This window comes from Kitasatospora sp. NPDC089797, from assembly GCF_040684795.1.
Lineage (GTDB): Bacteria > Actinomycetota > Actinomycetes > Streptomycetales > Streptomycetaceae > Kitasatospora.
In genome coordinates this window covers 60,456-86,436 of sequence record NZ_JBFBGS010000029.1, presented here as the reverse complement: position 1 = coordinate 86,436, position 25,981 = coordinate 60,456, and the positions used below count along the sequence as shown (strand labels likewise).

Below are 25,981 nucleotides of genomic sequence, written 5' to 3'. Positions count from 1 at the left end.
CAGCGGAGTGGGAAGTCGGCCGGGCCGACTTCCCACTCCGAAGCCCTCGTTCCCCGGGCGGGTCACCGCTGCGGCAGCTCGCAGCCGTCCGGCCCGCAGGCCTGCGCGTCGCCTCCGCCGACCCCGCCGCCTCCGCCGACCGGGATCAGCGGGGCCGGCACCCGGCTCTCCCAGGCCTGCTCCAGGGCGCGGGTGAACGTCTCCGCGGGCTGGGCGCCCGAGACGCCGAGCCGCCGGTCCAGGACGAAGAACGGCACGCCCGTCGCCCCCATGGCGGCGGCCGTCTGCTCGTCCTCGCGCACCGCCTCCGCGTACGCCGCCGGATCGGCCAGCACGGCCGCCGCCGCCTCCTCGTCCAGCCCGGCCCCGACGGCCAGCTCCACCAGCCGGTCGGTGCCGAAGGCCGAGCGCTCCTCGGCGAAGTTGGCCCGGTACAGCGCGTCCAGCAGTTCGTCCTGCCGGCCCTGCTCCTTCGCGAAGTGCAGCAGCCGGTGCATGTCGAAGGAGTTCGCGGCGTCCCGCCGACCGGCCAGGTACGGCAGGCCCTCGCCGTGCGCGTTCTCGGCGATCCGGGCCTCCGCCGCCTCGGCCTGCTCCAGGCTCATCCCGTACTTGTCGGCGAGCAGCGGCAGCACCGGGCGGGACGTCTGCGGGGCGTGCGGGTCCAGCTCGAACGAACGGTGGACCACCTCCACCTCGGCGCGGTGCGGGAACGCCGCCAGGGCCTGCTCGAAGCGGGCCTTGCCGATGTAGCACCAAGGACAGTTGATGTCGGTCCAGATCTCCACGCGCACGGCGCCGCACTCCCTCCGGCCGGGCGCGGACCCTCCGCGCCGACGTCTTCCGGAACGTGCCCGTCCGCCTGAATATTTCTTGTCCTGAAATATTCAGGTGCGGGCGGGCCGGCGCAACGGCGGTCGGACGCTCCGGCGGCCGCTACCGGGCCGCGAGCGGCCGTTCGTAGCGGCTCATCCAGAGGACCGGCACCTCGTCCGGCGGCTGCCCCGGCAGGCCGAGCCAGCGCGCGTCGCCGCGGTGGGCGAAGCCGCGCCCCTCGTAGTAGTCGCGCAGCGAGCGGTTGTGCGCGACGCAGTCCAGCCGCAGCGCGTCCACCCCGCGCTCGCGCGCCCGGTCCTCGGCCCAGCCGAGGACCACCCCGCCCAGGCCGCGGGCCCACCGGCGCACGGCCAGGCGGTGCACGTAGCCCGCCGTGCCGCCGACGTCCGCCCACAGGGCGTCGGCCCAGTCCAGGGTGACGGTGGCGGCGGTCTTGTCGCCGACGTCCACCAGCCAGGTCTCGCCGCGCCCGATCGCGTCGGCGACCCACGCGGCCGGGAAGCGGTCCGGCCACTGGCGGATGCCGCGACCGCCCAGCCAGCCCGCCGCCTCGTCGAGCACGCTCAGCACCTCGTCGGTGTGCTCCCCGGTCGCGGGCCGGAACGACACCGGGTCGCCGGCCCACTCGATCGCATCGCCCATCGGCGCTGTCCTTTCGCTACGGAGGCTGACACGGGACGCCCCGCCGCCCAGCGTGTCAGTTCGTCCTCGGCCGGGTCCACCCGCCCCCGGACCGACCGGAGCGCCCGGAGGGCCCGGACCGCCCGGACCGCCCGCAGAGCCCGGACCGCCCGGAGCGCGGGACTTGAGCTGGACCGCGGTCCAGCTCCTAGCGTCCTCACCATGACCACGAACGACCAGCGGCCGATCGGCTCGCCCTTCTCCGCCGCCAGCACCGCCGAGGCCGTGCTGGCCGGCATCGACCTCTCCGGCCGGACCGCCGTGGTGACCGGCGGCGCCGCCGGCCTCGGCCTGGAGACCGCCCGCGCCCTGGCCGCGGCCGGCGCCCGGGTGATCGTCCCGGCCCGCCGTCCGCGGGCCGCCCGTGCCGCACTGGCGGAGTCCGACGGCTGCGAGGTCGTCCCGATGGACCTCACCGACCTCGACGGCGTGCGCGCCGCGGCCGCGCTGATCGCCGTGGCCACCGACCACGTCGACCTCCTGTTCGCCGTCGCGGGGGTGATGGCCACTCCCGAGCGCCGCGTCGGCCCGGGCTGGGAGGCGCAGTTCGCGGCCAACCACCTCGGCCACTTCACGCTCGCCTGTGAACTCCATCCGCTGCTCGCGGCGCGCGGGGCCCGGGTGGTCGTCAACAGCTCGGCCGGGCACGCCCTCACGGACATCCGCTGGCAGGACCCGCACTTCCGCACCGGCTACGACAAGTGGCTCGCGTACGGCCAGTCCAAGACCGCCAACGTCCTGTTCGCCGCGCACCTCGACGCACTCGGACGGGCGGCCGGCGTCCGGGCCTTCGCCCTCCACCCCGGCAAGATCATCACCGGGCTCCAGCGGGAGATGACGCTCCGGGAGCAGATCGACCGCGGGTGGGTGGACGAGCACGGCACCGTCGTCGGCGCCGGCTTCAAGTCCCCCTCCCAGGGCGCCGCCACCGGCCTGTGGGCGGCCACCTCGCCGCTCCTCGACGGCCGGGGCGGGCTCTACCTGGAGGACTGCGAGGTCGCCCGGGCCGCCGCTCCCGGGGCCCCGATGGACGACGGCGGCGTGCGCCCGTACGCCGTCGACCCGGTCGCGGCGGCCCGGCTCTGGGAGCTCTCGCTCGCCGCGACCGGCGCCACCCCGATCGCCGGCTGAACCGGCCGGCCCCGGGCGGCGGCCGCTACAGGCAGATCCAGCAGTACAGCCGCTCGCCCGCCGCGCGGGCCCGGCGGGCGAGCGCGACCAACTGCTCGGCCGACGGCAGCAGATCCGCCGGATCCGCGCCGCCCCACTCCTCCGCCTCGGCCCACCGCCGGACTGCCTCCGGTATCCGGTCGTCGGCCGCGTCGGCGAGGGCGTCCCTGGTCGCGTCGTCGAGCTCGGTGACCCACGGGCCGGTCGCCCACGGGTCCTCCTCGCCGACCGCGCCGCCTGCCGGTCCGTCCGGTCCGTCCGGGCCGGGCGGGGGAGTGGTCGGCCAGACCGGCGTCTCCGCCACCAGGTCGACCCGCCACGGCTCCGCCCGGATCGCCGCGACGAGCTGCCCCAGCACGACGCCCGGATCGATCCGCTTGGCCCCGACGCCGTCGAAGCCCGCGGCGGACACCGGGCACGAGCCGTCCGCCAGCTCCAATACCCGTACCACCGCGGCCGCGTCGGGCGCCCGGAAGTAGTCGGTCAGCACACCCATCCCGGCTGCCACCCCCTCGTCTCGTGTCCTGGGAGCAGTCGAGCAGACGCCACTGACAGCGCTCGCCCGATCGGGTGATGCGTGGAGCGGGTGGTCGACCCGGTCGACCTCCCGCTCCACCGGCACCGCCCGGCTCGTCCTCAGGAGGGGGACCAGAGGGGGATCAGCAGAATCAGCAGGATCAGCAGGAGATGTTGCCGCCGCCCACGGTGGTGCCCAGCACCCCGACGAAGTTCCTGAACAGGTTGATCCGGTCGTTGCGCTCGTCCGGGTTCTTGCCGTTGCACTCCAGGTCGCCGTTGATGCTGCGGATGGTCTCGCCGAAGCCCTTGTTGTTGACGATGGCGTCGTGCGGGGTCATCGTCCCGGCGCCCTTCTGGCTGTCCCAGAACCAGAGGGCGGTCTTCCAGGAAGTGGCCGGGTTCTTCTCGACCTGGTACGGGTCGTGCAGCAGGTCGATGTGCAGGGCGTCGCCCGCCGCCTTGTAGTTGAAGTTCCAGCTGATCTGGAGCGGTCCGCGCCCGTAGTAGGCGGACTGGCCGGCCGGGCACCCGTACGGCTGGGAGGTGTCGCAGTAGTGGCTGTAGTTGGCGGTGTTCTGCTCGACGACGTACTTGAGCCCACCGGTCTCGTGGCTGACGTTGGCCAGGAAGGCGGCCGCCTCGCGCTTGCGGGTGGCGGCGTCGCCGGTGGTGGTGAACTGCGGGTAGGCGCCCAGCGCGTCGGTGAGGCCCTGGTACGTGTAGAAGGAGTTCCGGCTCGGGAACATCTGGTTGAACTGGGACTCGCTGACCACGAAGGATCCGGCGGCGGACGCCGGTGCGACGGTCGGACCGGCCAGGGCCAGGGCGCTCAGGACGGCGGCGGAGGCGACGGCGGACAGGGTGCGGGAGGGCTTCATCGTTCCTCGTCGGGCTGGGGGACGGAGAGGGTGCTTCGCGCTCGAAGCGACCCCGTCATCGTGGTGCGCCGTCATCCGGACCTGAAGCACCCCGGAGTCCAAACCACCCGTAAGGGGCGTGTTGGGCCGGGGATTTGGCACACTCGGCCCTGCCGGCCACCCGTCCGGGTGAGCGGCAGGGTGATCATCCGGCAGTCATATGCACGGGATAGCCTCATCCGCGCACGAGGCACGCGGACTGGCCGAACGAACACGGCGCGACCGGGGGACAGGGCATGGCGCACACCGACGACGAGGGCGACGAGCGGCTGGCGGCCGAGGGCGAGGTGGCCGTCGCCCGTCTGGCGATCGACTCCGGCGACCTCGCCCACGCCGCCGACCACCTCTCCGACGCGATCCTCGCCGACCCCCAGCTGCCCGAACTCCACGAGGCGCTGGCCGAGTTGTGCGCCGCCGCGGGCGGCCCCGGCCGGGCCCGGGAACTGTTCCCGCTGGACGGCGAGGTCTACCTGGGCACCGTCGTCTGCCGCGCCCACGTGGAGGCCGCCGCCGGCGACTGGGACACCGCCGTCACCCTGCTCGCCTCGGCGATCCAGTACGAGCCGGCCCGTCCCTGGGCGCACGCGGCCTGGCTCGCCCGCGAGGACCTGCCCGCCCTGGTCGACCCGGACGCCGTCGCCCAGGCGGCGGCCCGCGCCGCCGGCGCGCTGCCCGACCCGCTGCCCGCCGAACTCGCCGACACCGTACGGCCCTTCGAACGCTTCCTGCGGGCCGTGACGGCACGCCACCCCGAGCACCCGCTGCTGCTGGCGATGGCCTCCGGCCTGACCCGCCGCTTCGGCGCCACCACCCGCGCCGTCGAACTCGCCGAACGGGCCCAGCGGTTGGCCCCCGGCTACCTGCCCGCCGTGATGCTCGGCAACGCCCTGCGCGCCGACGGCCGCCCCGAGGAGGCGCTCGCCGTCTGGGAGGCCGAACTCGCCCGGGTCGCACCGGGGGAGAACGATTCCAGCGGCTACCTGGCCGTGGACGTGGCCGAGTTGTACGCCACCCTCGGCCGCCCCGCCGAGGGCCTGCCCTGGCTGGAGCGCGTCCTCGCGTCCGCGCCCGACCACCCCAAGGCCGCCCCCGCCCGGCACGGGCTGCGCCACGCCGTGGACGGCGACACCGTCCACCTGCTCGCGCTCGCCGACCACCACCGCGACCACCCCGACCACGAGTACGCCCAGGACCTGCTGGAGCGGCTCAGCCGCCGGGAGCCCTGGCTCGGCATGGTCTCCGGCGCCACCGAGGCGACCGTCAACGTGCTGCACCAGGTGCTCGGTTCGGCCGGCGCCGGCCGCGACACCGAGATCGACTGCACCGCCTCCGCCGTCGAGCCGCCCAGCTCGGTGCTGGCCGTCCAGCTCGCCCTGCCCCGCTCCACGGTGTCCTACCGCTCCGTCGGCGACCCCGACCCCCGGCTGCCGCTGACCGAGCCCACCACCCGGATCTGGGCCTGGGACGGCACCGACCCGCGTCCGGCCCTCGCCGCGCCCGCCCCGGCCAGCGCCGACCTGCTCCGCGCCACCGCCGAGATCGTCTGGCCGACCGTCCCCGCCGCCTACGACCACGCCGTCCGGCTGGCCGGGCTGCCGCTGGACGACCTGCTCGGCGCACTGGTCCACCCGCCGATGCCCCGCGAGGACGACCTCGGCCGGGCGCTGCTCGCCCACCAGCCCGAACTGTGGGTGCGCGCCGTCCAGTCCTTCGCCTGCCTCGGCATCGCCCACCACCGCACCGACCAGCCCTGGGCGGGCTCCGAGCGCCGCCGGGTGCTGCGCGACCTGCTGCTCGGGCCGGAGGACTGGGTGGTCGAGGCGGCCGGGTTCGCCCTGGTCGCGATCGGCTGGACCCACCCCGAGACCCGCGCCGACATCGCCGGACTGCTCCGGCAGCGGCTGCACTACAGCGCCCGGGCCGGCCGCAGCCGGGTGGTGACGATCCTCCGCTCCTACTGCGCCCTGGTGCTGGCCGCGCCGTGGACGGACCGGGCCGACCGCGAGCTGGCCCGGCGGCTGCTGGCGGAGGCCGACGGCCGGGACGCCGGGGGGACCGCGGCGGGCACCGGCCCCGACGGCCCTGTCGGCCCGGCCGGTCCCGGCGGTGCGACCGCCGCCCCGGAGGCGACGGATCCCCGGACCCCGCGCGGGCAGCGGCCCCGCCCCGGCCTGATCCGCCGCCTCTTCCGCCGCCCGCGCTGACCGGGGCGGCCGGGTCCTACACCCCGGGCAGGGTGTCCTGGTCCACCTCGAACCGCGCGACCCGCTCCGCCGGATCGCGGCACTCCGGCCCCAGCCGCAGCATCCGCGACTCGGGGTCGTGCAGCGGCCGGTGGCAGCGTCGGCAGGTCACCCGGGGACGCAGGGCCTGGGTGGTGTCGGTGCCGGGGAGCGGTTCGGGGCTGGTCATGGGGAGACGGTAGCCGCCGCCACCGACCGGGGCCCGTGAAAGGATCCTCCGCATGGCCACGGACCGCAGCAGTGCAGGAGACCCGGCGCGCACCCTCGCCCTGCTCTGGGGCCTGACCGCCGAGGAGAAGCCCGGCCGTCGGGGCCCGCGGCAGGCCCGGTCGACCGGCGAGATCGCGGCCGTCGCCGTCGCCCTGGCCGACGCCGAGGGCGTCGACGCGGTCACCATGCGCCGGGTCGCCCAGGAGCTCGGGCTGTCCCCGATGGCGCTCTACACCTACGTGCCGGGCAAGGCCGAACTGCTCGACCTGATGCTGGACACGGTCTACGCCACCATGCCCCGCAGCACCCCGGCCGACCAGGGCTGGCGGGCCCGGGCCACCGCCGTCGCGGACGACAACCGGGACCTCTTCCGCGCCCACCCGTGGGTCGCCGCCGTGTCCACCAGCCGCCCGCCGCTCGGCCCCGGCCTGATGGCCAAGTACGAGTACGAGCTGCGCGCCCTGGAGGGCACCGGCCTGCCCGACGTGGAACTGGACGCCGCGCTCACCCACCTGCTGGGCTTCGTCCAGACCTGCGCCCGGATGGCCGCCGACGAGCGGGCCGCCCAGCAGGACAGCGCGCTCACCGACGCCCAGTGGTGGGAGGCCAACGCGGAGCTGCTGGCCCGGGTCTTCGACCCCGGGCTCCACCCGGTCGCCGCCCGGGTGGGCGCCGCCGCCGGTCAGGCGCACGGCGGCGCCTACAGTCCGGACCACGCCTACGCCTTCGGCCTGGCCCGCGTCCTGGACGGCCTGGCGGCCCTGATCGGCCGGGACCCGGACGCGGCCCGGCGGGCCTGACACGCCCTAGCGGGCGTCGTACTCCTCCCGGGCCTCGGAGACCGCGCACATCCGGTGCTCCACCCACTGCGCGAGCGCCGCGACGTACCCGGCGGCCTCGCGGCCGAGCGGGGTGAGGCTGTAGTCGACCCGGGGCGGGATCACCGGGTGCGCCTCGCGCAGCACGAAGCCGTCCCGCTCCAGGGTCTGCAGGGTCTGGGCGAGCATCTTCTCGCTGACCCCGGAGACCCGGCGGCGCAGCTCGCTGAAGCGGTAGCCGCGCTCGTTCAGGGAGATCAGCACCAGCACCCCCCACCGGCTGGTGACGTGCTCCAGCACGCCCCGGGAGGGGCACATCCGGTCGTAGACGTCCGGCAGCTTGTCGACCAGCGAGGGCTCCACAGCCATTACCTTCATGTCAGTACCCTACTTCAAAGTGCGTACTTTCCCCAGGTTAGTGCCGTCCTTAGGGTGAGTGGTGTCAGCCCGTGGAACACCCGAGGGAGCAAGAACATGTACGTCGTCACCGGAGCCACCGGACAGCTCGGCCGCCTGGTCGTCGAGGGCCTGCTGGCCACCGTCCCGGCGGGCGAGGTCAAGGTCGTGGTCCGCGACGCGGCCAAGGTCGCGGAGTGGACGGAGCAGGGCGTGCGGGTCCACGAGGCGGACTACGGCCGCCCCGAGTCCCTCGCCGGGGCCTTCGCGGCCGGCGACCGGGTGCTGCTCATCTCGGGGAACGAGTTCGGCAGCCGGGTCGCCCAGCACGGCGCGGTGATCGACGCGGCGAAGGCCGCCGGGGTCGCGCTGCTCGCCTACACCAGCGTGCTCGGCGCGCCGACGGCGACCTTCCGGATCGCCGAGGAGCACCAGGGCACGGAGGAACTGCTGCGGGCGTCCGGCGTCCCCTTCGCCCTGCTGCGCAACGGCTGGTACACCGAGAACTACACGGCCGGCGCGGGCGCGGCCGTCGCGGCCGGCGAGGTCTTCGGCAGCAGCGGCGCGGGCCGGGTGGCCACCGCCCCGCGCCGGGACTACGCCGACGCGGCGGTGGCGGTGCTCACCGGTGAGGGGCACGAGAACCGGGTGTACGAGCTGAGCGGCGACGCCGACTGGAGCATGGACGAGTTCGCGGCCGAGCTGGCGGCGGCCTCCGGCAGCCCGGTGGTGTACCGGGACGTCGAGCCCGCGGAGCAGGTGCGCCGGCTGGTGGCGGCCGGCCTGCCGGAGGGCTTCGCGGCGCTGTTCCCGGACACCGACGCGGCCGTCCTCAAGGGGCAGCTGGGCCTGCGCACCGGTGACCTGTCCCGGCTGATCGGCCGCCCGACCGTTCCGCTGGCCGAGTCCGTCCGCGCCGCCCTCGGCGCGTGACCCGGCCGCCGGAGCCCGCCGGTCGCCCCGGACCGCCCGCCGGTCCGGGGCGACCGGCCGGGCGCCGGGCCGGTTGACCATCGGGCCGACTGACCACCGGAAACGCCGGAGCTGTCCAGCATTCAAGCAATGTCATGACCAAAATCCGGAAACGGAGATGACAGTCGCCCCTTCCGCCCGCTACCGTCGCCAGGAATCACACGCGCGCGCGGGAGGGCACTCGGCCATGCCACAGACGACCCAGCAGGAGAACGGCCGAGGCCTCTGGTACGGCATGGCGGCCTATGGCATCTGGGGCCTGTTCCCGCTGTTCTGGCCCCTGCTGGAGCCCGGCGCCGCCGACGACATCCTGGCCAACCGGATGGTCTGGTCGCTGGTCGCCGTGGTGCTGATGCTGGTCGCCCAGCGGCACTGGAGCTGGATACGCCCGCTGCTGCGCCAGCCCCGCCGGCTCGCCATGCTGGCCGGCGCGGCCACCGTGATCTCGGTCAACTGGGGCGTCTACATCTGGGCCGTCAACAACGGCCACGTGGTGGAGACCAGCCTCGGCTACTTCATCAACCCGCTGGTCACCATCGGCTTCGGCGTCCTGGTGCTCAAGGAGAGGCTGCGCGGCGCGCAGTGGACGGCCGTCGGCATCGGCGCGGCCGCCGTCGCGGTGCTGGCCGTCGCCTTCGGGCAACTGCCCTGGATCGCGCTCACCCTGGCCCTCTCCTTCGCCACCTACGGCCTGCTGAAGAAGCAGGTCGGGCTGAGCGGGCTGGAGAGCCTGGCCGCCGAGAGCGCCTTCATGTTCCCCTTCGCCCTCGGCTACCTGGTCTACCTGGAGGTCAGCGGACGCGGCACCTTCGGCCACACGGTGGCCGGCTCGTACGGCTGGGGGCACTCCGCGCTGCTGGTGCTCAGCGGGCTGATCACCGCGATCCCGCTGCTGTTCTTCGGCGCGGCCGCCGTCCGGGTGCCGCTGACCGTCATGGGCCTGCTCCAGTACCTGGCGCCGGTGTTCCAGTTCCTGATCGGCGTCGCGGTGTTCCACGAGTCGATGCCGCCCGCCCGCTGGGCCGGCTTCGCCCTGGTGTGGGCTGCGCTGGCGCTGCTCACCTGGGACGCGCTGCGCCAGGTCCGGGCCGACCGCGCGGAGCGGGCGGCGGCCGTGCCGCCGCCCGTCCCCGCGCCCGCGCCCGGGGCGCCCAGGGAACCCGTCACGCGCTGATGTCGCGGCTGGTGAACCGGGCCCAGGCCGCCGAGCCGAACACGGCGACGTAGGCGGCCTGGAGGCCGAGGTCCTTCCACACGCCGTCCCAGTACATCGGCTCGCGCAGCAGGTCCGAGAAGTTCATCCAGTAGTGGGTGAACAGGAACGGCCGGACCGCGTCCAGCTGCGGGAAGGCGTCCAGGATCTGCACCGTGATCACCAGGCCGACGGTCGCGGCCATCGCCGCGATGCCGCTGCCGGTGAGGGTGGAGACGAACAGCCCGATCGCCACCAGCCCGGCCAGCGAGGCCGCGACCACCCCGGCCACCAGCACCGCGCGCAGCAGCGCCTCGGCGAGGCCGATGGTGTCCCCGGAGATCAGCGTGACCTCGCCGAGCGGGAACAGCGCGGCGCCGGTGGCCAGCGCCGCCAGCGCGACCGCCGCGGTCGCGGCCAGGCAGAACACCAGTCCGGCGGTGAACTTGGCGGCCAGCAGCCTGGTCCGCCCGGCCGGGGCGACCAGCAGGTAGCGCAGCGTCCCGGTCGCCGCCTCGCCCGCCACCGAGTCGCCGGCGACGACGCCGACCGTCATCGGCAGGAAGACCGGCAGGGCCACCGCCAGCGCGGTGAACACCAGGAACAGCCCGTTCTGGGTGGTCTGGGCGATGAAGCTCGGGCCGCCGCCGCCCTCGCCCGGACTGTCGGTGTTGAGCTTGATCACCACGCCGATCAGGACCGGCAGCACCGCCAGGATGCCGAGCAGCACCTTGGTGCGCATCCGGCGGAAGGTCAGGTGCAGTTCGTTGCGGAACAGCGCCAGGAACCCGGCGGCGGTCTGCGGCCGCCGCCCCGGCCCCGGCGCCGCCCCGGACCGTGGTGCCCCGGTGGCCCGCGACGCCCCGGCGGCCCGCGACGCCTCCACGCCCGTCGCCTCAGCCCGCGACATCGAAGCCCTCCCCGGTCAGCGCCACGAAGGCGTCCTCCAACGTGCCCCGCTCCAGCCCGAACCCGTGCACCCGGACCCCGGCCTCGACCAGCGCCGCGCACAGCTCGGGCAGCACCTCGTCGCCGTTCGCGCCCAGTTCGCCGTCCACCCGGCCCTCGCCGGGCACCAGCGCGCCCACCCGGTGGGCCGCCAGCACCTCGGCGGCCCGCGCCACGTCGGGGGTGCGGACCACCAGCCGCCCCTGCGCCCGGGCGGCCAGCTCGGCGACGGTGCCCTGCACCACCAGCCGGCCCCGGGACATCACCGCCGCGTGGGTGCAGACCTGCTCGATCTCGTCCAGCAGGTGCGAGGAGAGGAACACCGTGGTGCCCTCGGCCGCGACCTCCCGGACCAGCGCCCGGATCTCCCGCATGCCCTGCGGGTCCAGCCCGTTGGTCGGCTCGTCCAGCACCAGCAGCTCGCGCGGCTGCAGCAGCGCGGAGGCCAGGCCCAACCGCTGCTTCATGCCCAGGGAGTAGGCGCGGGCCTTCTTGCCGGCGGCGGCGCCCAGGCCGACCCGCTCCAGCGCGGTCTCGACCCGCTGACGGCGGGTGCGCGGGTCGGCGGTCGGGTCGGCGGCGTCGAAGCGGACCAGGTTGTCCCGGCCGGACAGGAAGCCGTACAGCGCCGGGCCCTCGATCAGCGCGCCCACCCGGGGCAGCACGGTCGCGACGGACTGCGGCATCGACTCGCCGAGCACGGTGGCCGCGCCGGAGGTGGGGGCGATCAGGCCCATCAGCATCCGGATGGTGGTGGTCTTGCCGGAGCCGTTGGGGCCGAGGAAGCCGAACACGGAGCCGCGCGGCACGGCCAGGTCCAGCCCGTCGACGGCCAGTTGGCCGCCGCGGAAGCGCTTGGTCAGGCCGCGGGTCCTGATCACGTCATCGGATGACGAGGACGAGGACGAGGGCGAGGCCGAGGAGGGCGAGGCCGAGGGCGAGGAAGGGGAGGAGCCAGGGGCGGGCGCGGGGGCCGGGCGCGACGCGGCGCCCGGACCCCCGGCCGACTCCGTAACGTCCCCCGTTACGGGAGTCCCGGTCATCCGTCAGTTCACCCCGGCGGCGTGCTGGAGGACCGGCAGGGTCACCGCGCCGGCGAAGACCCGGCCGTCGTCCGTGAGCAGCACGTTGACCACCTTGGTGCTGATCAGGGTGCCGCCGGCGACCGGCTTGCCGAGCGACTTCGCCAGCGCCTGCGGGCTTATCACTCCGCTGTGCCGCTTGCCCTGCTTCCCGTCAGCCTGCCCGCCGTCGCCCTGCGGGCCGCCGAAGGGCGCCTTGGGGGAGCTGGGCAGCTGGGTGGAGATCACGGTCGTCCAGCCCTCGCCGGTCACGTTCACCCCGTCGTGGCCCCCGGCGCCCCGCTCGCCCCGGGCACCCTGGACGCCCTGGCCCTCCGCGTGCCCGCCCTGGGCACCCTGGGCGTCCTTCGTCGCCTCGTCCGCCTTCTTCTCCGTCACCTTGGCGCCCTTGGGAGCGGTGAAGTCGAAGGTCTTGGCGGCCGGCGCGGCGAAGGAGACGTCGGTGAAGTGGATGTCCAGCACGGTGGAACCGTCGGTGGACTTCACCACCACCGCGAGCGGCACCCCGTTGTCGGCGTCCACCGCTATCCGGACCTCGGCGATGGTCGAACCGGACTGGGTCGGCTTGACGCTCAGCTGGTACGCCTTCTGCCCGGCCACGTTGGCCGTCCCGGCCACCGTCACCGAGGTGGTGCCGGCGCTCCCGGTCAGGAACTGCCGGGCCGCCTCCTGCGGGGTCGTCGGCACCCCGGTCAGCGGCGCCTTCGGGGCGTCGCCGGGCCCGGCCGGACGCCCGGTCAGGTGAACCGCGGTGTTGGTCGAGCTGTCCCAGGCCCAGCTCTGGTCACCGTTGCGGACCAGGGTGTAGCCCGACATGTTCTCCAGCACGTCCACCCGCTGGCGGTCCGGGCCGTCCACCGCGACCCGCAGCGTCTGGTCGCCCCCGAGCAGTCCGAGCAGCTTGGCCTGCGGGTCCGCCCCCGCACCCGAGCCCCCGCCGTGCCCGGCCGCCGCGCCGAGCCCGCCGGCCGCCGCGCCGAGCAGCTGGCTGGGCACCCCGAGGTCGGTGGAGAGGGAGACCTCCCCGGACAGCGTCCGGGTGTCGGAGCCGAGCGCCTTGGCCACCACCTGCTCGGCCGACAGCTGCGGCAGGTCCGGCGGCGCGTCGGCGGCCAGCGCCGGCACCAGCCCGACCCCGGCGGCGATCACCGCGGCCACCGCCACCGGCACCCCGGCGCGCACCAGGACGCGCCGCCGTGGGCGGTACGGCACTCCGTCGTCCATCCGGTCGTCCACCGCCGTCTCGTCGGTCATGTAGTCCTCAACTCCTCCGTGAACCCGTGCGATCGGTACTGCTCCTCCATTAGAGGCCGGTACCGACGCCGCGTCATCGCCCTGCAGGGGCATCTCGGGGTTCGCCCGCTGGGGTACGCCGACCCTGAGAAGGCCTCAGGGTTACTCCCTCCGGAGTACGACGCCTGGCGTAGGGTCGCGCCATGGACGGAACCGTCACGGAACCAAGCAGCAACCCCCCGACCGCGAACGCGATGCGGCGCGCCCTGCGCCGCGCCCGGGACGGCGTCGCCCTCGACCCGACCGAGGCCGCGGTGCTGCTCCAGGCCAGGGGCGAGGACCTGCGCGACCTGTGCGCGAGCGCCGCCCGGGTGCGCGACGCCGGCCTGGAGGCGGCCGGCCGGCCCGGCGTCATCACCTACTCCAAGAGCGTGTTCATCCCGCTCACCCGGCTCTGCCGGGACAAGTGCCACTACTGCACCTTCGCCACCGTCCCGGGCAAGCTGCGCCGGGCCGGGCACGGGATGTTCATGTCCCCGGACGAGGTGCTGGAGGTGGCCCGGCGCGGGGCCGAACTCGGCTGCAAGGAAGCCCTGATCACGCTCGGCGACAAGCCCGAGGACCGCTGGCCGGAGGCCCGCGAGTGGCTGGACGCGCACGGCTACGACGACACCGTGGCGTACGTCCGGGCGATGTCCGTGCGGATCCTGGAGGAGACCGGCCTGCTCCCGCACCTCAACCCCGGGGTGCTGAGCTGGACGGACTTCCAGCGGCTCAAGCCGGTCTCCGCGTCGATGGGCATGATGCTGGAGACCACCGCCACCCGGTTGTGGAGCGAACCCGGCGGCCCGCACTACGGCTCCCCGGACAAGGAACCCGCCGTCCGGCTGCGGGTGCTGGAGGACGCCGGCCGCAGCTCCGTCCCGTTCACCAGCGGCCTGCTGATCGGCATCGGCGAGACCCACGCGGAACGCGCCGAGTCGCTGTTCGCGCTGCGCAAGGTCTCCCGGGCCTACCACGGCGTCCAGGAACTGATCCTGCAGAACTTCCGGGCCAAGCCGGACACCGCGATGCGCGGCATGCCCGACGCCGAACTCGACGAGCTGGTCGCCACGGTGGCGGTGGCCCGGCACCTGATGGGCCCGACCGCCTGCCTCCAGGCGCCGCCGAACCTGGTGGACGGCGAGTACGAACGGCTGATCGCGGCCGGCATCGACGACTGGGGCGGCGTCTCCCCGCTCACCCCCGACCACGTCAACCCCGAGCGTCCCTGGCCGCAGATCGACCGCCTGGCCGAGCGCTCCGCCGCGGCCGGCTTCGTGCTGCGCGAGCGCCTGGCCGTCTACCCCGAGTACGTGCTGCGCGGCGAACCCTGGCTGGACCCGCGGGTGCTGCCGCACGTCCGCGCGCTCGCCGATCCGGACACCGGCCTGGCGAACCCGGACGCGACCGTCCGCGGCCTCCCCTGGCAGGAGCCCGAGGACCTCCCGCAGTCGTACGGCCGCACCGACCTGCACACCGCCGTCGACACCGAGGGCCGCACCGGCGACCGCCGGGCCGACTTCGAGGACGTCTACGGCGACTGGGAGGTGCTGCGCGAACAGGTGCTGGCGAAGGGCGCGCCGGAACGCCTCGCCGGGGACCTGCGCGGGGCGCTCGCGGTGGCCGCCGACGACCCGCGCAAGCTCACCGACGACCAGGCGCTGGCGCTGTTCCACGCGGACGGCCCGGCCCTGGACGCGCTCTGCCGGATCGCCGACGACGTCCGCCGGGCGGCGGTCGGCGACGACGTCACCTACTGCGTCACCCGGAACATCAACTTCACCAACGTCTGCTACACCGGCTGCCGCTTCTGCGCCTTCGCCCAGCGCCGCACCGACGCCGACGCCTACACCCTGTCGCTGTCGCAGGTCGCCGAACGGGCCGCGCAGGCCTGGGAGGTGGGCGCCACCGAGGTGTGCATGCAGGGCGGCATCCACCCGGACCTGCCCGGCACCGCCTACTTCGACATCGCCCGCGCGGTGAAGGAGCGGGTGCCCGGCATCCACGTGCACGCCTTCTCCCCGATGGAGGTGGTCAACGGCGCGACCAGGACCGGGCTGTCGATCCGGGACTGGCTCCAGCAGGCCAAGGAGTCCGGCCTGGACACCATCCCGGGCACCGCCGCCGAGATCCTCGACGACGAGGTCCGCTGGGTGCTCACCAAGGGCAAGCTGCCCGCCGCGACCTGGGTCGAGGTGGTCACCACCGCGCACGACCTGGGCATCCGCTCCTCCTCCACCATGATGTACGGGCACGTCGACACCCCGGCGCACTGGCTCGGCCACCTGCGGCTGCTCGCGGAGATCCAGCAACGCACCGGCGGCTTCACCGAGTTCGTCACCCTCCCGTTCATCCACACCAACGCGCCGGTCTACCTGGCCGGCATCGCCCGCCCCGGCCCGACCGCCCGGGACAACCGCGCGGTGGTCGCGATGGCCCGGCTGCTGCTGCACCCGCACATCCCCAACATCCAGACCAGCTGGGTCAAGCTGGGCGCGGAGGGCGCGGCCGAGATGCTCCGCTCGGGCGCCAACGACCTCGGCGGCACGCTGATGGAGGAGACCATCTCGCGGATGGCCGGGTCGGCGTACGGCAGCTACAAGTCGGTGCGCGACCTCCAGGCGATCGCCGAGGCCGCGGGCCGTCCGCACCGCCAGCGCAGCACCGTCTACGGCGAGGTGCCGGCCGAGCGGCGGGCGGCGGCGCTGGCCTCGGACGGGCACCTGCCGGAGCTGCTGCCCGTCCTCGACTGAACCCCGGCCCCGCCCGGCCCCCTGCCGTGCCACCGGCGGCGGGCCGGGGCGGGCCGGGGCGGGGCCCCGGGCGTCCGGGGCACCGGGGACTCCGTCGATCCGTTCGATTCTTCGAAGTACAGTGCGGGGGCGCGTCGGCCGCCGTGGTGCCGCGCGCGGCCCCCGACCCCGACGAAAGGCGCCCCGTCGTGATGCCACTGTGGTCACGAGCCCAGCAGCAGGACTTCCGCAGCCGGGTCCGCGGCTGCCTGCTCGGCGGTGCCATCGGTGACGCGCTCGGCGCCGGCGTCGAGTTCGAGCCGCTGGAGAAGATCCGGGCCCAGCACGGCCCGCACGGCGTCACCGGCTACGTCCCCGCGTACGGGCGCACCGGCGCGATAACCGACGACACCCAGCTCAGCCTGTTCACCGTGGACGGCCTGATCCGCGCCCACATCCGGCGCGACACCGGCAGCTGGCACCCGCCCACCGACCTGCACCTGGCCTACCTGCGGTGGGCCGCCACCCAGCGCGACTGGGGCCCGGACGAGCGCCGCCCCGACCTCGGCTGGCTCGGCCGGGAGGAGTGGCTGTACGCCCAGCGGGCCCCCGGCCAGGGCTGCCTGACCGGCCTCACCGGGCCGGACGGCGAGCGCCTGGGCACCCTGGAGCGGCCCAAGAACCCGCACTCCAAGGGCTGCGGCACGGTGGTCCGGGCGGCCCCGTTCGGGCTGCTCACCACCTGGGAGCCGGGCCTGGTGTTCCAACTCGCGGTGGAGTGCTCGGTGCTCACCCACGGCCACCCGACCGGCTACCTCGCGGCCGGCGCGCTGGCGGTGATCGTCCAGGCGGTCGCCCGCGGCGGCACCCTGGAGGAGGGCGTCCACCTGGCGCTGGCGCTGCTCTCCGAGCGGCAGGCGCACGAGGAGACCACCGCCGCCCTGCGGGCCGCGCTGGACGCGGTGCGGGCCGGCGAGCCGTCCGCCGAGCGGGTCGAAGCCCTGGGGGAGGGCTGGGTCGCCGAGGAGGCCCTGGCCATCGCGGTGTACTGCGCGCTGGTCGCGCACGACGTCCGCTCGGGCCTGCTGCTGGCCGTCAACCACTCCGGCGACAGCGACTCCACCGGCGCGATCTGCGGCAACCTGCTCGGGGTGCTGCACGGGGACACCGCGCTGCCGCCCGGCCTGGTGGCGGGGCTGGAGGGGCGCGGCGCGATCCTCGAACTCGCCGACGACTTCGCCCTGGAGCTGACCCACGGCACCGAACTGCACGACCGGCAGACCCCGGAGGGCGCCGACTGGGCCGTCCGCTACCCAGTGGCGCGCTGAACGCCCCTCCGTCAGACGGCAGTTGCCCGTAGCGCCGACCGCCGCTCGGGGCGACGGACAGCGCTACGGGCAACTGGGCCGAGCACCGGGCGGGTTCAGACCCGACGGACCCCGCCGAGCGAACCCGCCGCCGCGGCCGACGCGAACGCGTTCCAGGCCTCGGTGGAGAAGCGCAACTGCGGTCCCAGCGGGTCCTTGGAGTCCCGGACCGCGACCGCTCCCGCAGCCGGTCCGGCGATCTCCACGCAGGCGCCCTGGCCTCCGCTGTGACTGCTCTTGCGCCAACGGGTTCCGTGCTCGGCGGGGGTGCTCATTCGTGGTATCCCTTTTCGATGTCGGCTATCAGCGACCGGCTCTCCGCGACACCGAGCGCGGCCGCTCTCAGGTAGTCGTACAGACCGGTATAGCGGCGCACATCGGCTTCCTTCTCCAGGTAGAGATCGCTCGTCACACCTTCGAAGTAGACAACCGTGGAATCGGCTGACTCCGGGAACTCCAACAGGGAGAATGTCCCGGTCATGCCGGGGTGGGCCCCGTGCGAGAACGGGATCACCTGGATGGTGATGTTCGGACGCAGGCTCAGCTCCAGCATCTGCCGCAGCTGCCGGGCCATGATCTCCCGGCTGCCGACCTCGCGCCGCAGCGCCGCCTCGTCTATGACGGTCCACAGGCTGCCGAGCTGGTTCTCGCCGTGGACGCGCTCCTGGCGCTTCATCCGGACCTGCACCCGGCGCTGCACCGCGTTGGCGTCGGTGTCCGGCTGGGTGCCCTCGACCACCGCCTGGGCGTACTGCTCGGTCTGCAGCAGACCGGGGATGAAGGAGGACTCGTACGCGCGGATCGAGGAGGCCTCGGCCTCCAGCCCGATGTAGACGCTGTACGGGGTCGGCATGTCGTTGAAGTCGTGCCACCAGCCGCGCTGGCGGGACTCCTTGGCCATCTCCATCAGGCTGTTGCGCATCTGGTCGTCGGCCACGTTGTACACGTCGCAGAGGTCGCGCACGTCGCGCTGGCTGATGCTGCGGCGGCCGTTCTCCAGTCGGCTGATCTTCGACTGGGAGACCATCAGACGGCCGGCCACCTCCTCCGCCGTCATCCCGAGGCCCTCACGGAGCTTGCGCAGCTCGGAGCCGAGGCGCCTGCGGCGCACGGTGGGATTGATGTTCGCGGACACGTCGACCTCCGGCCGAACTTCTGGTGATCGTTGGAACGGCAGTCCTCGGAACACTTCGGACATTGGGACCAACCCCCCTGACTCGGAGCAGCATGACACCTTGGGCCAGGTCGGCGCCGGGGAATCACAGCAGCGCGGTAGAACAGATCATCGGAAAAGCGCGTCCGTGAGACGGCGGAAGCCCCCAGGTGGTAATGCGGCTCGGCGGCTCGAACCGGTGGCTGCCGCGGGCCCGCACGGACCCGCGACGGCCCGCGACGACACCCGCGACGGACCCCGCAGGGCCTGCGGGAACGACGGCTGCGGGAACGACGGAGGGGCGGTCGCCGGGCGACTTGCGTCGCGGGGCGACCGCCCCTCGGTGCTGCTCGTGGTGCCGGATGTACGGGACGTTCCGGAGGTACCGGACGGTCCGGAGGTGCGGATGGTCCGGGCCCACCGCTGGTGCGCAGTCGCGCGGCCGGGCGTTCAGCGCCGCACAGGGGCGCGAGCGGTGCGGCGCACGCCGCGGGCCCGCCGGCCCGGCGGACGGCCGGCGGTCAGCGCACCCCGACCCGGGGAGCGGACACCCGCCCGCCCGGAGCCCGGCCCGCCGCCCGGGCACCGGAACGGCCGGAGCCGGTCGCGGGACCCTGGGAAGAACGGTTCTGCTGGGCCGGCAGGCCGTTCTGCACGTCCATCACGGCGTGCGCGACCATCCCGCCCAGCGGGTCGTACCGGATCAGGTCACGCAGCCGCGACCGTGAGGACCGGCCCTCGTTGCCCGGATACAGGTGCTTGCCCAGACCCACCGAGTGGGCCAGGGCCGCGAGCGCGGCCGTCCGCGGGTCCGGCGGCACACCGGTGCGGATCGCGGTGTCCAGCCGTTGCTTGATCGCGGCGTTGGTGCAGTCGTCCGACGCCTGGTACCGGGTCGTCGGCAGCACCCCGCACATCTGCCCCGGCACGGCCGTGACCATGCCGCAGCGTTCCAGGTGCGCCAGGTACGTCTGCCGCAGCCCCAGCCGCGGCCCGCCGATCCAGTGCGCCGCGCGGACCGGACTGCCGCGTCGGCGCAGCAGCTCCAGTGCGTGGTCGAGGGTCGGGTCGCCGGTCGGCCGTGCGAGCACGACGGCGATCCGGTCGCCCTCCGGTACGATCCGTCCGGCCAGGGACAGCTCGACGAGCTGCGCCCCGGCGAGTCCGAGGTCGAGGGTCTGCGGCTGCGCCGTGGTACCCGTGGTCGGGTCCAAAGCGAGCAGCAAGAGTTCCTCGGGAACAGTTCTGCGGCTCTTGCCCATCCAAGCCTCCCCGCGTGGATGAGAGACAGGGTGACGCCTCTCACACGGGCTTGTCGAGTACGCCTCCGAATCGTGACCTTGCGGTGAAGGCACGGAACCGGCGGCCTCGGGCCCGGCGTCTGACCCTTGAACAGACCGCGTTGCGGCCGTGCGGCGGCAATAAGCGCCGGTCGGGCGGGGTGTGCGCGGCTGGATCGGCCGTCGGTGGCGGAGACTGTACAGGTACACGGGGCGGGGCGTCGGCTTCCCGAAATCGGGTCTGCCGAGGCCCCGCCGGGCGTTGAGGAGGCTGGGATACGTGGGCGAGTCCCCCGACAGGGTGCTGAGGGACGGCGAGCGGGAGCGGGACCGCGAGCGCGAACGGACCGCTGCGGCGGCCGCCGGGGCGTCAGCCGCGGCCGCCGTCGCCGGGGAGGCCGCCGAAGGCCCCGCGGAGGTTCCGGCGGAGGTTCCGGAGGCTCCGGGGGAGACGTCCGCAGCGGGTTCCGTCGAGGCTCCGGCCGACGGCGCCCCCGCTGCCGACGCCGACTCCGCCGACTCCGCCGACTCCGCCGAGGCGCCGAAGGCGGGCGCCAAGGCCGGCCCGACGGTACAGCTCCGTGTCCGCGATGTGGACAGCCGGACGACGATGCTGCGGCTGCCGGTGGACAACAGGACCACCGCGCTGCGCCTGCCGGAGGAGCTGCTGAAGCCCGCGGACGAGGACGGTTCCGACGACGGAGCGCCGCAGGAGAACGAGGAGCCGACCGCCACCGGCGCGCCGGAGGCCGCCGAGCGGCCGCCCGTCGCCGACCCCCGTCTCGCCATGCGGACGGCCGCGGGGGCGGCGGAGGCGGGCGGCAAGGGGGACACCCCGGAGGCCGGGGCGGCCGCCGAGGCGGAGGGTGCCGAGGGCGTCGAGGACACCGAAGGTGCCGAGGACGCCGACCCGGCGGAGCCGACCGGGAAGGCCGACGCTCCCGAACCGGACGCCCCCGCCGGCGCCTCGCCGACCCTCCTCCTGACCAAGCCCGGCCGGCCCGGCGAGTCCGGTCAGTCCGAGAAGCTGGAGAAGCCCAAGCCGCTGCGCACGCCCGCGGCCCCGGCCGCCGCTCCGGCGACCGGCACCGTGCCCGAGCCCCCGGCACCGGCCCCCGTTCCGGACCCGACGCCCAAGCCCCTCCCCGAACCCGAACCCGAGCCGGCTCCGGTCCCGGTCCCGCCGGCCCCGAAGCCGACGCCCACCCCGGCCCCGACCCCGCTGCCCGAGCCCGACCGGCGACCGGTGCCGCCCGTCCCGCCGCTGCCCGGGCCCGAGCCGCTGCCCTCCCCGCAGCCGCTGCTCCCGCCCGAGAACACGGCCGAGGCGATGGAGGTCCTGGCGACCCTTAACGCCCGCCCGGTCTCCCCGCTGCGGCGCGCGCTCAAGCGGATCACCATCTGGACGGTGTTCCTGGCCGTGGTGCTCGGCGCGGTGGTGGTGGCGCAGCTGCTGCGTCCGCTGCCGGACCCGAAGGTGCGGATGACGGCCGCGACCGGCTTCAGCTTCGCCGGCGACCAGCTCGACCTGGCCTGGCCGGCCAAGGGCCAGTCGGCCGCCGAGGTGGTCGGCGTCGGCAGCCTCGGCAGCTCCGGTCAGGAGACGCCGGCCTCGATCGCCAGCGTCACCAAGGTGATGAACGCCTACCTGATCCTGCAGAAGTACCCGCTGAAGAAGGGGGAGAGCGGCCCGAAGATCGTCGTCGACAAGCCGGCCGCGCAGGAGTCCGGCAACGCCGACGAGTCCCGGGTGACGCTCACCGAGGGTCAGGTGCTCAGCGAGTACCAGGCGCTGGAGCTGTTGATGCTGCCGTCCGCCAACAACGTGGCCCGGCTGCTCGCCCGCTTCCACTCCGGCTCCGAGGAGGCGTTCGTGAAGGAGATGAACGACACCGCGGCCAAGTTCGGCATGACCAACACGACCTACGCCGACCCGGCGGGCTTCAACGCGGACACCAAGTCCACCGCCAAGGACCAGCTGAAGCTGGCCGAGCAGGTCATGCAGGACGACATCTTCCGACAGATCGTCGCCACCCCGGACACCACCCTCAACGGGGTGAAGATCTCCAACACCAACAACCTGATCAACCCGAAGACCGGTGTCATCGGCGTCAAGACCGGCTCCAGCACCCCGGCCGGCGGCTGCCTGATGTGGGCCGCCTACAAGGACATCGGCGGCGTGAAGCGACTGATCCTCGGCGTCACCCTGGGCCAGCAGGCCACCTCGCCCAACCCGGGCGACGGCATCCTGCCGACCGTCCTCAAGGTCAGCGGCAAGCAGATCCAGGCGGCGCAGAACGGGCTGACCGGCCAGACCGTGGTGAAGAAGGGCGACGTCGTCGGCGCCGTGGACGACGGGCTCGGCGGAAAGGTCCCGGTCGTCGCGACCAAGGACCTCGTGGTCGCCGGCTTCCCGGGCGTCACCGGCACGGTCACCCTGGAGCCGGGTGTGCTGGGCCACCAGCTGGCGGCGGGCAAGGAGGTCGGCACGCTGCGCGTGGGCGACAGCAAGGCGGAGGTCCCGGTGGCCCTCCAGTCCGAACTGAACCCGCCCTCCATCCAGTCCCGCCTGTTCCGCCTCCTCTGATCCCCACCCCGCACCGCGGAGGGGGAGCCGGCCCGGCCGGCTCCCCCTCCGCGGTCCTGCGCCACGGTCCGCCACCCTTGGCCGACGCCCGATCCGGTACGCTGTGAACGGCCTGGTCACCGACCGGCCACGCCTCAGTAGCTCAGGGGATAGAGCACGGCTCTCCTAAAGCCGGTGTCGCAGGTTCGAATCCTGCCTGGGGCACAACAGAACCGCAGCTCACAGGCCCTCCTCCCAGCCGGGACGGAGGGCCTGCGGCGTTGCGGCCGCGGTCAACTCCGGCCCGGTCGCGGCCTGTCGGTCCAAGGATCCTCGAACTCGCCGTCCTCGGACGGCTCGTCGGCCCGGGCCGTCCGGACGGACGGCACGATCACCCGCTGGACCCTGGGCCTGGTGCGCCAGTTGACCCGGCGGACGTCCCGGGCCAGGGCGCCCGGTCGCCAGAGCTCGATCGCGGCCGTCACGACGCCCACCACCACGCCGGCGGCCAGCCAGCCGGCCACGACGTCGCTGGGCCAGTGCACCCCGAGAGCGGTCCGGGTCCAGCCGATGGACAGCATCGCCACCGCGGACACCGTGCAGGCGGCGGTGCGCCCGCGTCGGTCGACCCGGTACCAGAGCAGGCCGACCAGGGCGGCGCAGGTGATCGCCGAGGCCATGGCGTGCCCGGAGGGGAAGGCCGGGCCGTCGGCGTGCGAGACCGGGTCGGGGAAGACGGGCCGCGGCCGGTCGAAGGCCAGCTTCAGCGCCCACTGGGCGCCCCAGCCGACCAGCGCCTGGGCGGCCACCCAGCCGGCCAGCACCCGGGCGCCGATCAGCAGGAGCCAGGCGGCCGCGATGCCGAGGAGAACACGCATCGTGACGGGGGCGCCGATGTCGGAGAGGGTCTGCACGGCGGCGGTCCAGGCCCGGTGGTCCCGCGCGTAGCCGTGGAACTCGCTGATCCAGTCCTGGTCGAACTCGTGCAGGGGGGACCAGTGGCCCGTCACCAGCATGGCCAGGAGGACGAACAGCGCGGCACAGCCCAGCGCGAGCGAGGCCTCCCGGAGGAGGCGGCGCTGACGCACGGTGACGAGAGACGTGCTGTTGGTCAGGTGCATGCCTGACACCTTCCCAGCGGCCTGCGCAGATCTGGAGCTGGGGTGATAGCGATTCGGCATCTTTTGTGCGGAGGACCTGCGTGCGCCGGGTGGCGGGCGCGGGCGGAAAAAGGGGGCGCACGGGAACGTACGCGATCCTTTGCCTGTTCAACGAGTAGGCGGCGCCCGGGTGTGCGGGCGGTGAAGAGGTCGCCCGGAAGGGTCACGGGATCGGTCGTCCGCGGGCACCGGAGGTGCTCGAGCGGTCACCGACCGTCCAGAACCGGGGTGAAAACCGGCAGGATACTGCATCGCCGGGAAGAATCTGAACGACTTGGGAATGTTGTCCGGAATCTGTTCGTTGGATCGTTACGTGTGAGCCCCGCGGGGCCCGCACTTCTTGCCCTCTCGGGGCAGGCAGGCAGACCTCGGCAACACCAGCAAAGGGAGCAAGCATGGCCACCCGTGCCGTCGTTCGCGACAGGGCCGACCGGACTCGCGCGGCCCGCCCGACCAACTTCGAGGCCGACCGCGACCTGGTCGGTATGTACCTCGACGAGATCGCCAGGACGCCCCTGCTCGATGCCGCCGAGGAGGTCGAGCTCTCGCTGCGGATCGAGGCCGGTGTGTACGCCCAGCACCTGCTGGAGGAGAGCGAACTCCCCGACGGCCAACTCCCCGAGGGCGTCACGCGCGAGGAGCTGGAGGCGATAGCCGCCGACGCCGAGCGTGCCAAGGACGTCTTCATCCGCTCCAACCTCCGCCTGGTGGTCGCGGTCGCCCGGCGCTACCCGCGCAGCGGCCTGCCCCTGCTCGACCTCATCCAGGAGGGCAACGCGGGCCTGGTGCGCGCCGTCGAGAAGTTCGACTACGCCAAGGGTTTCAAGTTCTCCACCTACGCGACCTGGTGGATCCGGCAGGCGATCACCCGCTCGATCGCCGACCAGTCCCGCACCATCCGGCTGCCCGTGCACCTGGTCGAGGAGCTTGGGCGGATCCGGCGGGTGCAGCGCGAGAAGTCCAAGGAACTGGGCCGCGAGGCCGAGCCGGCCGAGATCGCGGCCGAGTTGGACACCACCGAGGCCCGGATCAAGGACGTGCTGGACTGGGCCCGGGACCCGGTCAGCCTCAACATGTCGGTCGACGACGAGGGGGAGACCCAGTTCGGCGACCTGGTGGAGGACACCGGGGCGACGTCCCCGGAGGACGCCGTGATGGTCATGCTCCGTCGTGAGGAGCTGGACGGCCTGATCGGGCGGCTCGACGACCGCACCGCCTCGATCATCCGCTCCCGCTACGGCATGGAGGACGGCCGCGAGCGCACCCTCACCGAGGTGGGCAAGCAGCACGGCCTCACCCGCGAACGGATCCGGCAGATCGAGAAGCACGCACTGGCCGAGCTGAAGAAGATCGCCGATCATGCGGGCTTCGAAGCCGCCTGACGGCCGTCCGCCGAGGTCGATGACCCGGGCCCGGTTGCGGAGCACTCCGCAACCGGGCCCGGAGTGCGTCACCGGGGGTCTCGCGGGGCTTCTAGGCTGGAAGGGCAGGGCGGACGGACCGTGAGCAGGGGAGTGGACGAGGTGGTGGACAAGGTGAGCGAGCAGGAACGAGAGCAGGCGCCGGAGCGCGAACAGGGCCAAGGGCAGGGCCGGTCGCGGCGCGGGCGGGGGACCCCCGCCCCTCCCTCCCCCTCCCCCTCCTCCCCTCCTCCCTCCTCCACCACCCGGGCCTCCTCCTCCGCCACCACCTCAGGCCCTCCCACCACCTCCACCTCCACCCCCACCTCTTCCGCTGCTCCCGCAGCTCCCACCAAGGCCCGGCTGGTCTTCCGCGACCCGCTCGATCAGCAGTCCCGGGACGACACCGACGCCGGCTGGGGTGACCGCCCCGGGGCTGGGGAGAGCGGTGGTCGGGGGCTGGACTGGTACCTGAGTCAGCGCCCGCCGCACCACGGGGACTAGAAGGACCGCGCATCTCGGGGAACAGCGGGCGCCGGCGTGCCCTGCCCTGCCCCGGTGCGTCACGGCTCTCGGCCGCCGGATGGACCTCCTCTGTCTCGGCTCACGGGCGATCCTCCGGAGGTCCGGACGGGCAGCCCAGGCGGCCCGCCGCGCCCGCGGGGGACGGTGACAGCCCCGCCCGCACAGGCGCGGAGGCGAGCGCCGCAGCCACCGCGAGCAGCACCAGCGCCGGCACTCCCGCCCGCCGCCGGGCGGCCCGGCGCCAGCGGTGCCACCCGCCGCAGCCGCGCCGGATCGGTGGGAAGCTCGGCACCTCCCGCCGTGGCGGCACGGTGGGCGCGGGCAGGGGAGCGGACAGGCTCATGGCCGTCATCGGGACACCTCCGGACTCGCCCGGGCCGGCTCGATCCGGCCCGGTGACCCGTACGATGCGCCGTTTCCCGTGCCGACGGAAAGCCGGTTCCCACAACCTGTGGACAAACCCGCGCCTGTGGACAACTTCGTGCACTCACACGAGTGAGGCCGACCTCGGCGCATTGACGCGGGCGCGCGAAAAGAC

At 74.1% G+C, this 25,981-nt stretch carries 23 protein-coding genes and 1 tRNA gene; 11 read left to right on the top strand and 13 right to left on the bottom strand.

All coding sequences use genetic code 11. The annotated features are described in order from the left end of the window. Positions 1-62: 62 nt before the first annotated feature. Together AB0O91_RS23875 and AB0O91_RS23870 are read right to left on the bottom strand one after the other, a co-directional pair. Positions 63-794, bottom strand: a complete 732-nt coding sequence (locus AB0O91_RS23875; RefSeq protein ID WP_363436382.1) for a DsbA family oxidoreductase — start codon at positions 792-794, stop codon at positions 63-65. A gap of 142 nt (positions 795-936) precedes the next feature. Next, complete coding sequence (locus AB0O91_RS23870) at positions 937-1,479, bottom strand: GNAT family N-acetyltransferase (protein WP_363436380.1); 543 nt, start codon at positions 1,477-1,479, stop codon at positions 937-939. Positions 1,480-1,680: 201 nt separating this feature from the next. Between AB0O91_RS23870 and AB0O91_RS23865 the strand changes: the two genes are divergently transcribed. Next, a complete protein-coding gene (locus AB0O91_RS23865) occupies positions 1,681-2,649 on the top strand; it encodes an oxidoreductase (protein WP_363436377.1) in 969 nt (322 codons plus the stop codon). Between the two features lie 25 nt (positions 2,650-2,674). On the opposite strand, the gene AB0O91_RS23860 is transcribed toward AB0O91_RS23865, so the two are convergent. Both AB0O91_RS23860 and AB0O91_RS23855 read right to left on the bottom strand, forming a co-directional pair. Next, positions 2,675-3,184 carry a hypothetical protein gene (locus AB0O91_RS23860; protein WP_363436374.1) on the bottom strand — a complete coding sequence of 170 codons (510 nt, stop codon included), beginning with the start codon at positions 3,182-3,184 and terminating at the stop codon, positions 2,675-2,677. Between the two features lie 181 nt (positions 3,185-3,365). Then, the gene (locus tag AB0O91_RS23855; RefSeq protein WP_363436371.1) at positions 3,366-4,085 is read right to left on the bottom strand and encodes a chitinase; all 720 of its coding nucleotides are present in this window, start codon (positions 4,083-4,085) and stop codon (positions 3,366-3,368) included. A 275-nt stretch (positions 4,086-4,360) separates the two neighbouring features. Between AB0O91_RS23855 and AB0O91_RS23850 the strand changes: the two genes are divergently transcribed. After that, complete coding sequence (locus AB0O91_RS23850) at positions 4,361-6,328, top strand: hypothetical protein (RefSeq protein WP_363436368.1); 1,968 nt, start codon at positions 4,361-4,363, stop codon at positions 6,326-6,328. 16 nt (positions 6,329-6,344) lie between these two features. Here the strand turns inward: AB0O91_RS23850 and AB0O91_RS23845 are convergent, their stop codons facing one another. Beyond that, on the bottom strand, positions 6,345-6,536 hold the full coding sequence (locus AB0O91_RS23845; RefSeq protein WP_363436367.1) for a DUF6011 domain-containing protein: 192 nt from the start codon (positions 6,534-6,536) through the stop codon (positions 6,345-6,347). Between the two features lie 52 nt (positions 6,537-6,588). Here AB0O91_RS23845 and AB0O91_RS23840 point away from each other — a divergent pair, with 52 nt between their 5' ends. Then, complete coding sequence (locus AB0O91_RS23840) at positions 6,589-7,377, top strand: TetR/AcrR family transcriptional regulator (RefSeq protein WP_363436364.1); 789 nt, start codon at positions 6,589-6,591, stop codon at positions 7,375-7,377. Between the two features lie 6 nt (positions 7,378-7,383). Here AB0O91_RS23840 and AB0O91_RS23835 read toward each other — a convergent pair whose 3' ends face one another. Next, positions 7,384-7,764, bottom strand: a complete 381-nt coding sequence (locus tag AB0O91_RS23835; protein WP_363436476.1) for a helix-turn-helix domain-containing protein — start codon at positions 7,762-7,764, stop codon at positions 7,384-7,386. Positions 7,765-7,869: 105 nt separating this feature from the next. Between AB0O91_RS23835 and AB0O91_RS23830 the strand changes: the two genes are divergently transcribed. Together AB0O91_RS23830 and rarD are read left to right on the top strand one after the other, a co-directional pair. After that, positions 7,870-8,724: an SDR family oxidoreductase gene (locus tag AB0O91_RS23830; RefSeq protein ID WP_363436361.1), complete on the top strand. Its 855-nt coding sequence runs from the start codon at positions 7,870-7,872 to the stop codon at positions 8,722-8,724. A gap of 226 nt (positions 8,725-8,950) precedes the next feature. Next, entirely contained in the window at positions 8,951-9,937 is a 987-nt protein-coding gene (gene rarD, locus AB0O91_RS23825) for an EamA family transporter RarD (RefSeq protein WP_363436358.1), read from the top strand. Here the strand turns inward: rarD and AB0O91_RS23820 are convergent. The 3 genes from AB0O91_RS23820 to AB0O91_RS23810 are packed head-to-tail and all read right to left on the bottom strand — an operon-like array spanning position 9,927 to position 13,239. Further along, entirely contained in the window at positions 9,927-10,865 is a 939-nt protein-coding gene (locus AB0O91_RS23820; RefSeq protein ID WP_363436355.1) for an ABC transporter permease, read from the bottom strand. The two genes, rarD and AB0O91_RS23820, sit on opposite strands and share 11 nt — an antisense overlap. Next, the gene (locus AB0O91_RS23815; protein WP_363436352.1) at positions 10,852-11,946 is read right to left on the bottom strand and encodes an ABC transporter ATP-binding protein; all 1,095 of its coding nucleotides are present in this window, start codon (positions 11,944-11,946) and stop codon (positions 10,852-10,854) included. The genes AB0O91_RS23820 and AB0O91_RS23815 overlap by 14 nt, the downstream gene beginning before the upstream one ends. A 3-nt stretch (positions 11,947-11,949) precedes the next feature. After that, positions 11,950-13,239 carry a DUF2092 domain-containing protein gene (locus tag AB0O91_RS23810; protein ID WP_363436349.1) on the bottom strand — a complete coding sequence of 430 codons (1,290 nt, stop codon included), beginning with the start codon at positions 13,237-13,239 and terminating at the stop codon, positions 11,950-11,952. Between the two features lie 182 nt (positions 13,240-13,421). Here AB0O91_RS23810 and AB0O91_RS23805 point away from each other — a divergent pair, with 182 nt between their 5' ends. Both AB0O91_RS23805 and AB0O91_RS23800 read left to right on the top strand, forming a co-directional pair. Beyond that, complete coding sequence (locus AB0O91_RS23805; protein WP_363436346.1) at positions 13,422-16,013, top strand: bifunctional FO biosynthesis protein CofGH; 2,592 nt, start codon at positions 13,422-13,424, stop codon at positions 16,011-16,013. Between the two features lie 191 nt (positions 16,014-16,204). Continuing rightward, complete coding sequence (locus AB0O91_RS23800) at positions 16,205-17,320, top strand: ADP-ribosylglycohydrolase family protein (RefSeq protein ID WP_363436343.1); 1,116 nt, start codon at positions 16,205-16,207, stop codon at positions 17,318-17,320. A gap of 95 nt (positions 17,321-17,415) precedes the next feature. Here AB0O91_RS23800 and AB0O91_RS23795 read toward each other — a convergent pair whose 3' ends face one another. From AB0O91_RS23795 to AB0O91_RS23785, 3 genes are all read right to left on the bottom strand, one after another. Then, positions 17,416-17,634 carry a DUF397 domain-containing protein gene (locus AB0O91_RS23795; protein WP_363436341.1) on the bottom strand — a complete coding sequence of 73 codons (219 nt, stop codon included), beginning with the start codon at positions 17,632-17,634 and terminating at the stop codon, positions 17,416-17,418. Continuing rightward, the gene (locus AB0O91_RS23790; RefSeq protein ID WP_363436338.1) at positions 17,631-18,494 is read right to left on the bottom strand and encodes a helix-turn-helix transcriptional regulator; all 864 of its coding nucleotides are present in this window, start codon (positions 18,492-18,494) and stop codon (positions 17,631-17,633) included. The genes AB0O91_RS23795 and AB0O91_RS23790 overlap by 4 nt, the downstream gene beginning before the upstream one ends. Positions 18,495-19,033: 539 nt before the next feature. Continuing rightward, positions 19,034-19,774: a GPP34 family phosphoprotein gene (locus AB0O91_RS23785; RefSeq protein WP_363436335.1), complete on the bottom strand. Its 741-nt coding sequence runs from the start codon at positions 19,772-19,774 to the stop codon at positions 19,034-19,036. Between the two features lie 298 nt (positions 19,775-20,072). Between AB0O91_RS23785 and AB0O91_RS23780 the strand changes: the two genes are divergently transcribed. Beyond that, positions 20,073-22,379 carry a D-alanyl-D-alanine carboxypeptidase gene (locus AB0O91_RS23780; protein ID WP_363436332.1) on the top strand — a complete coding sequence of 769 codons (2,307 nt, stop codon included), beginning with the start codon at positions 20,073-20,075 and terminating at the stop codon, positions 22,377-22,379. Between the two features lie 131 nt (positions 22,380-22,510). Next, positions 22,511-22,583: transfer RNA gene (locus AB0O91_RS23775), tRNA-Arg, on the top strand. A gap of 68 nt (positions 22,584-22,651) precedes the next feature. Here the strand turns inward: AB0O91_RS23775 and AB0O91_RS23770 are convergent. Continuing rightward, on the bottom strand, positions 22,652-23,479 hold the full coding sequence (locus AB0O91_RS23770) for a phosphatase PAP2 family protein (RefSeq protein ID WP_363436329.1): 828 nt from the start codon (positions 23,477-23,479) through the stop codon (positions 22,652-22,654). A 434-nt stretch (positions 23,480-23,913) separates the two neighbouring features. Here AB0O91_RS23770 and AB0O91_RS23765 point away from each other — a divergent pair, with 434 nt between their 5' ends. Next, complete coding sequence (locus AB0O91_RS23765; RefSeq protein WP_363436327.1) at positions 23,914-24,900, top strand: sigma-70 family RNA polymerase sigma factor; 987 nt, start codon at positions 23,914-23,916, stop codon at positions 24,898-24,900. A 120-nt stretch (positions 24,901-25,020) separates the two neighbouring features. After that, a complete protein-coding gene (locus AB0O91_RS23760; RefSeq protein WP_363436325.1) occupies positions 25,021-25,422 on the top strand; it encodes a hypothetical protein in 402 nt (133 codons plus the stop codon). Positions 25,423-25,981 lie beyond the last annotated feature (559 nt).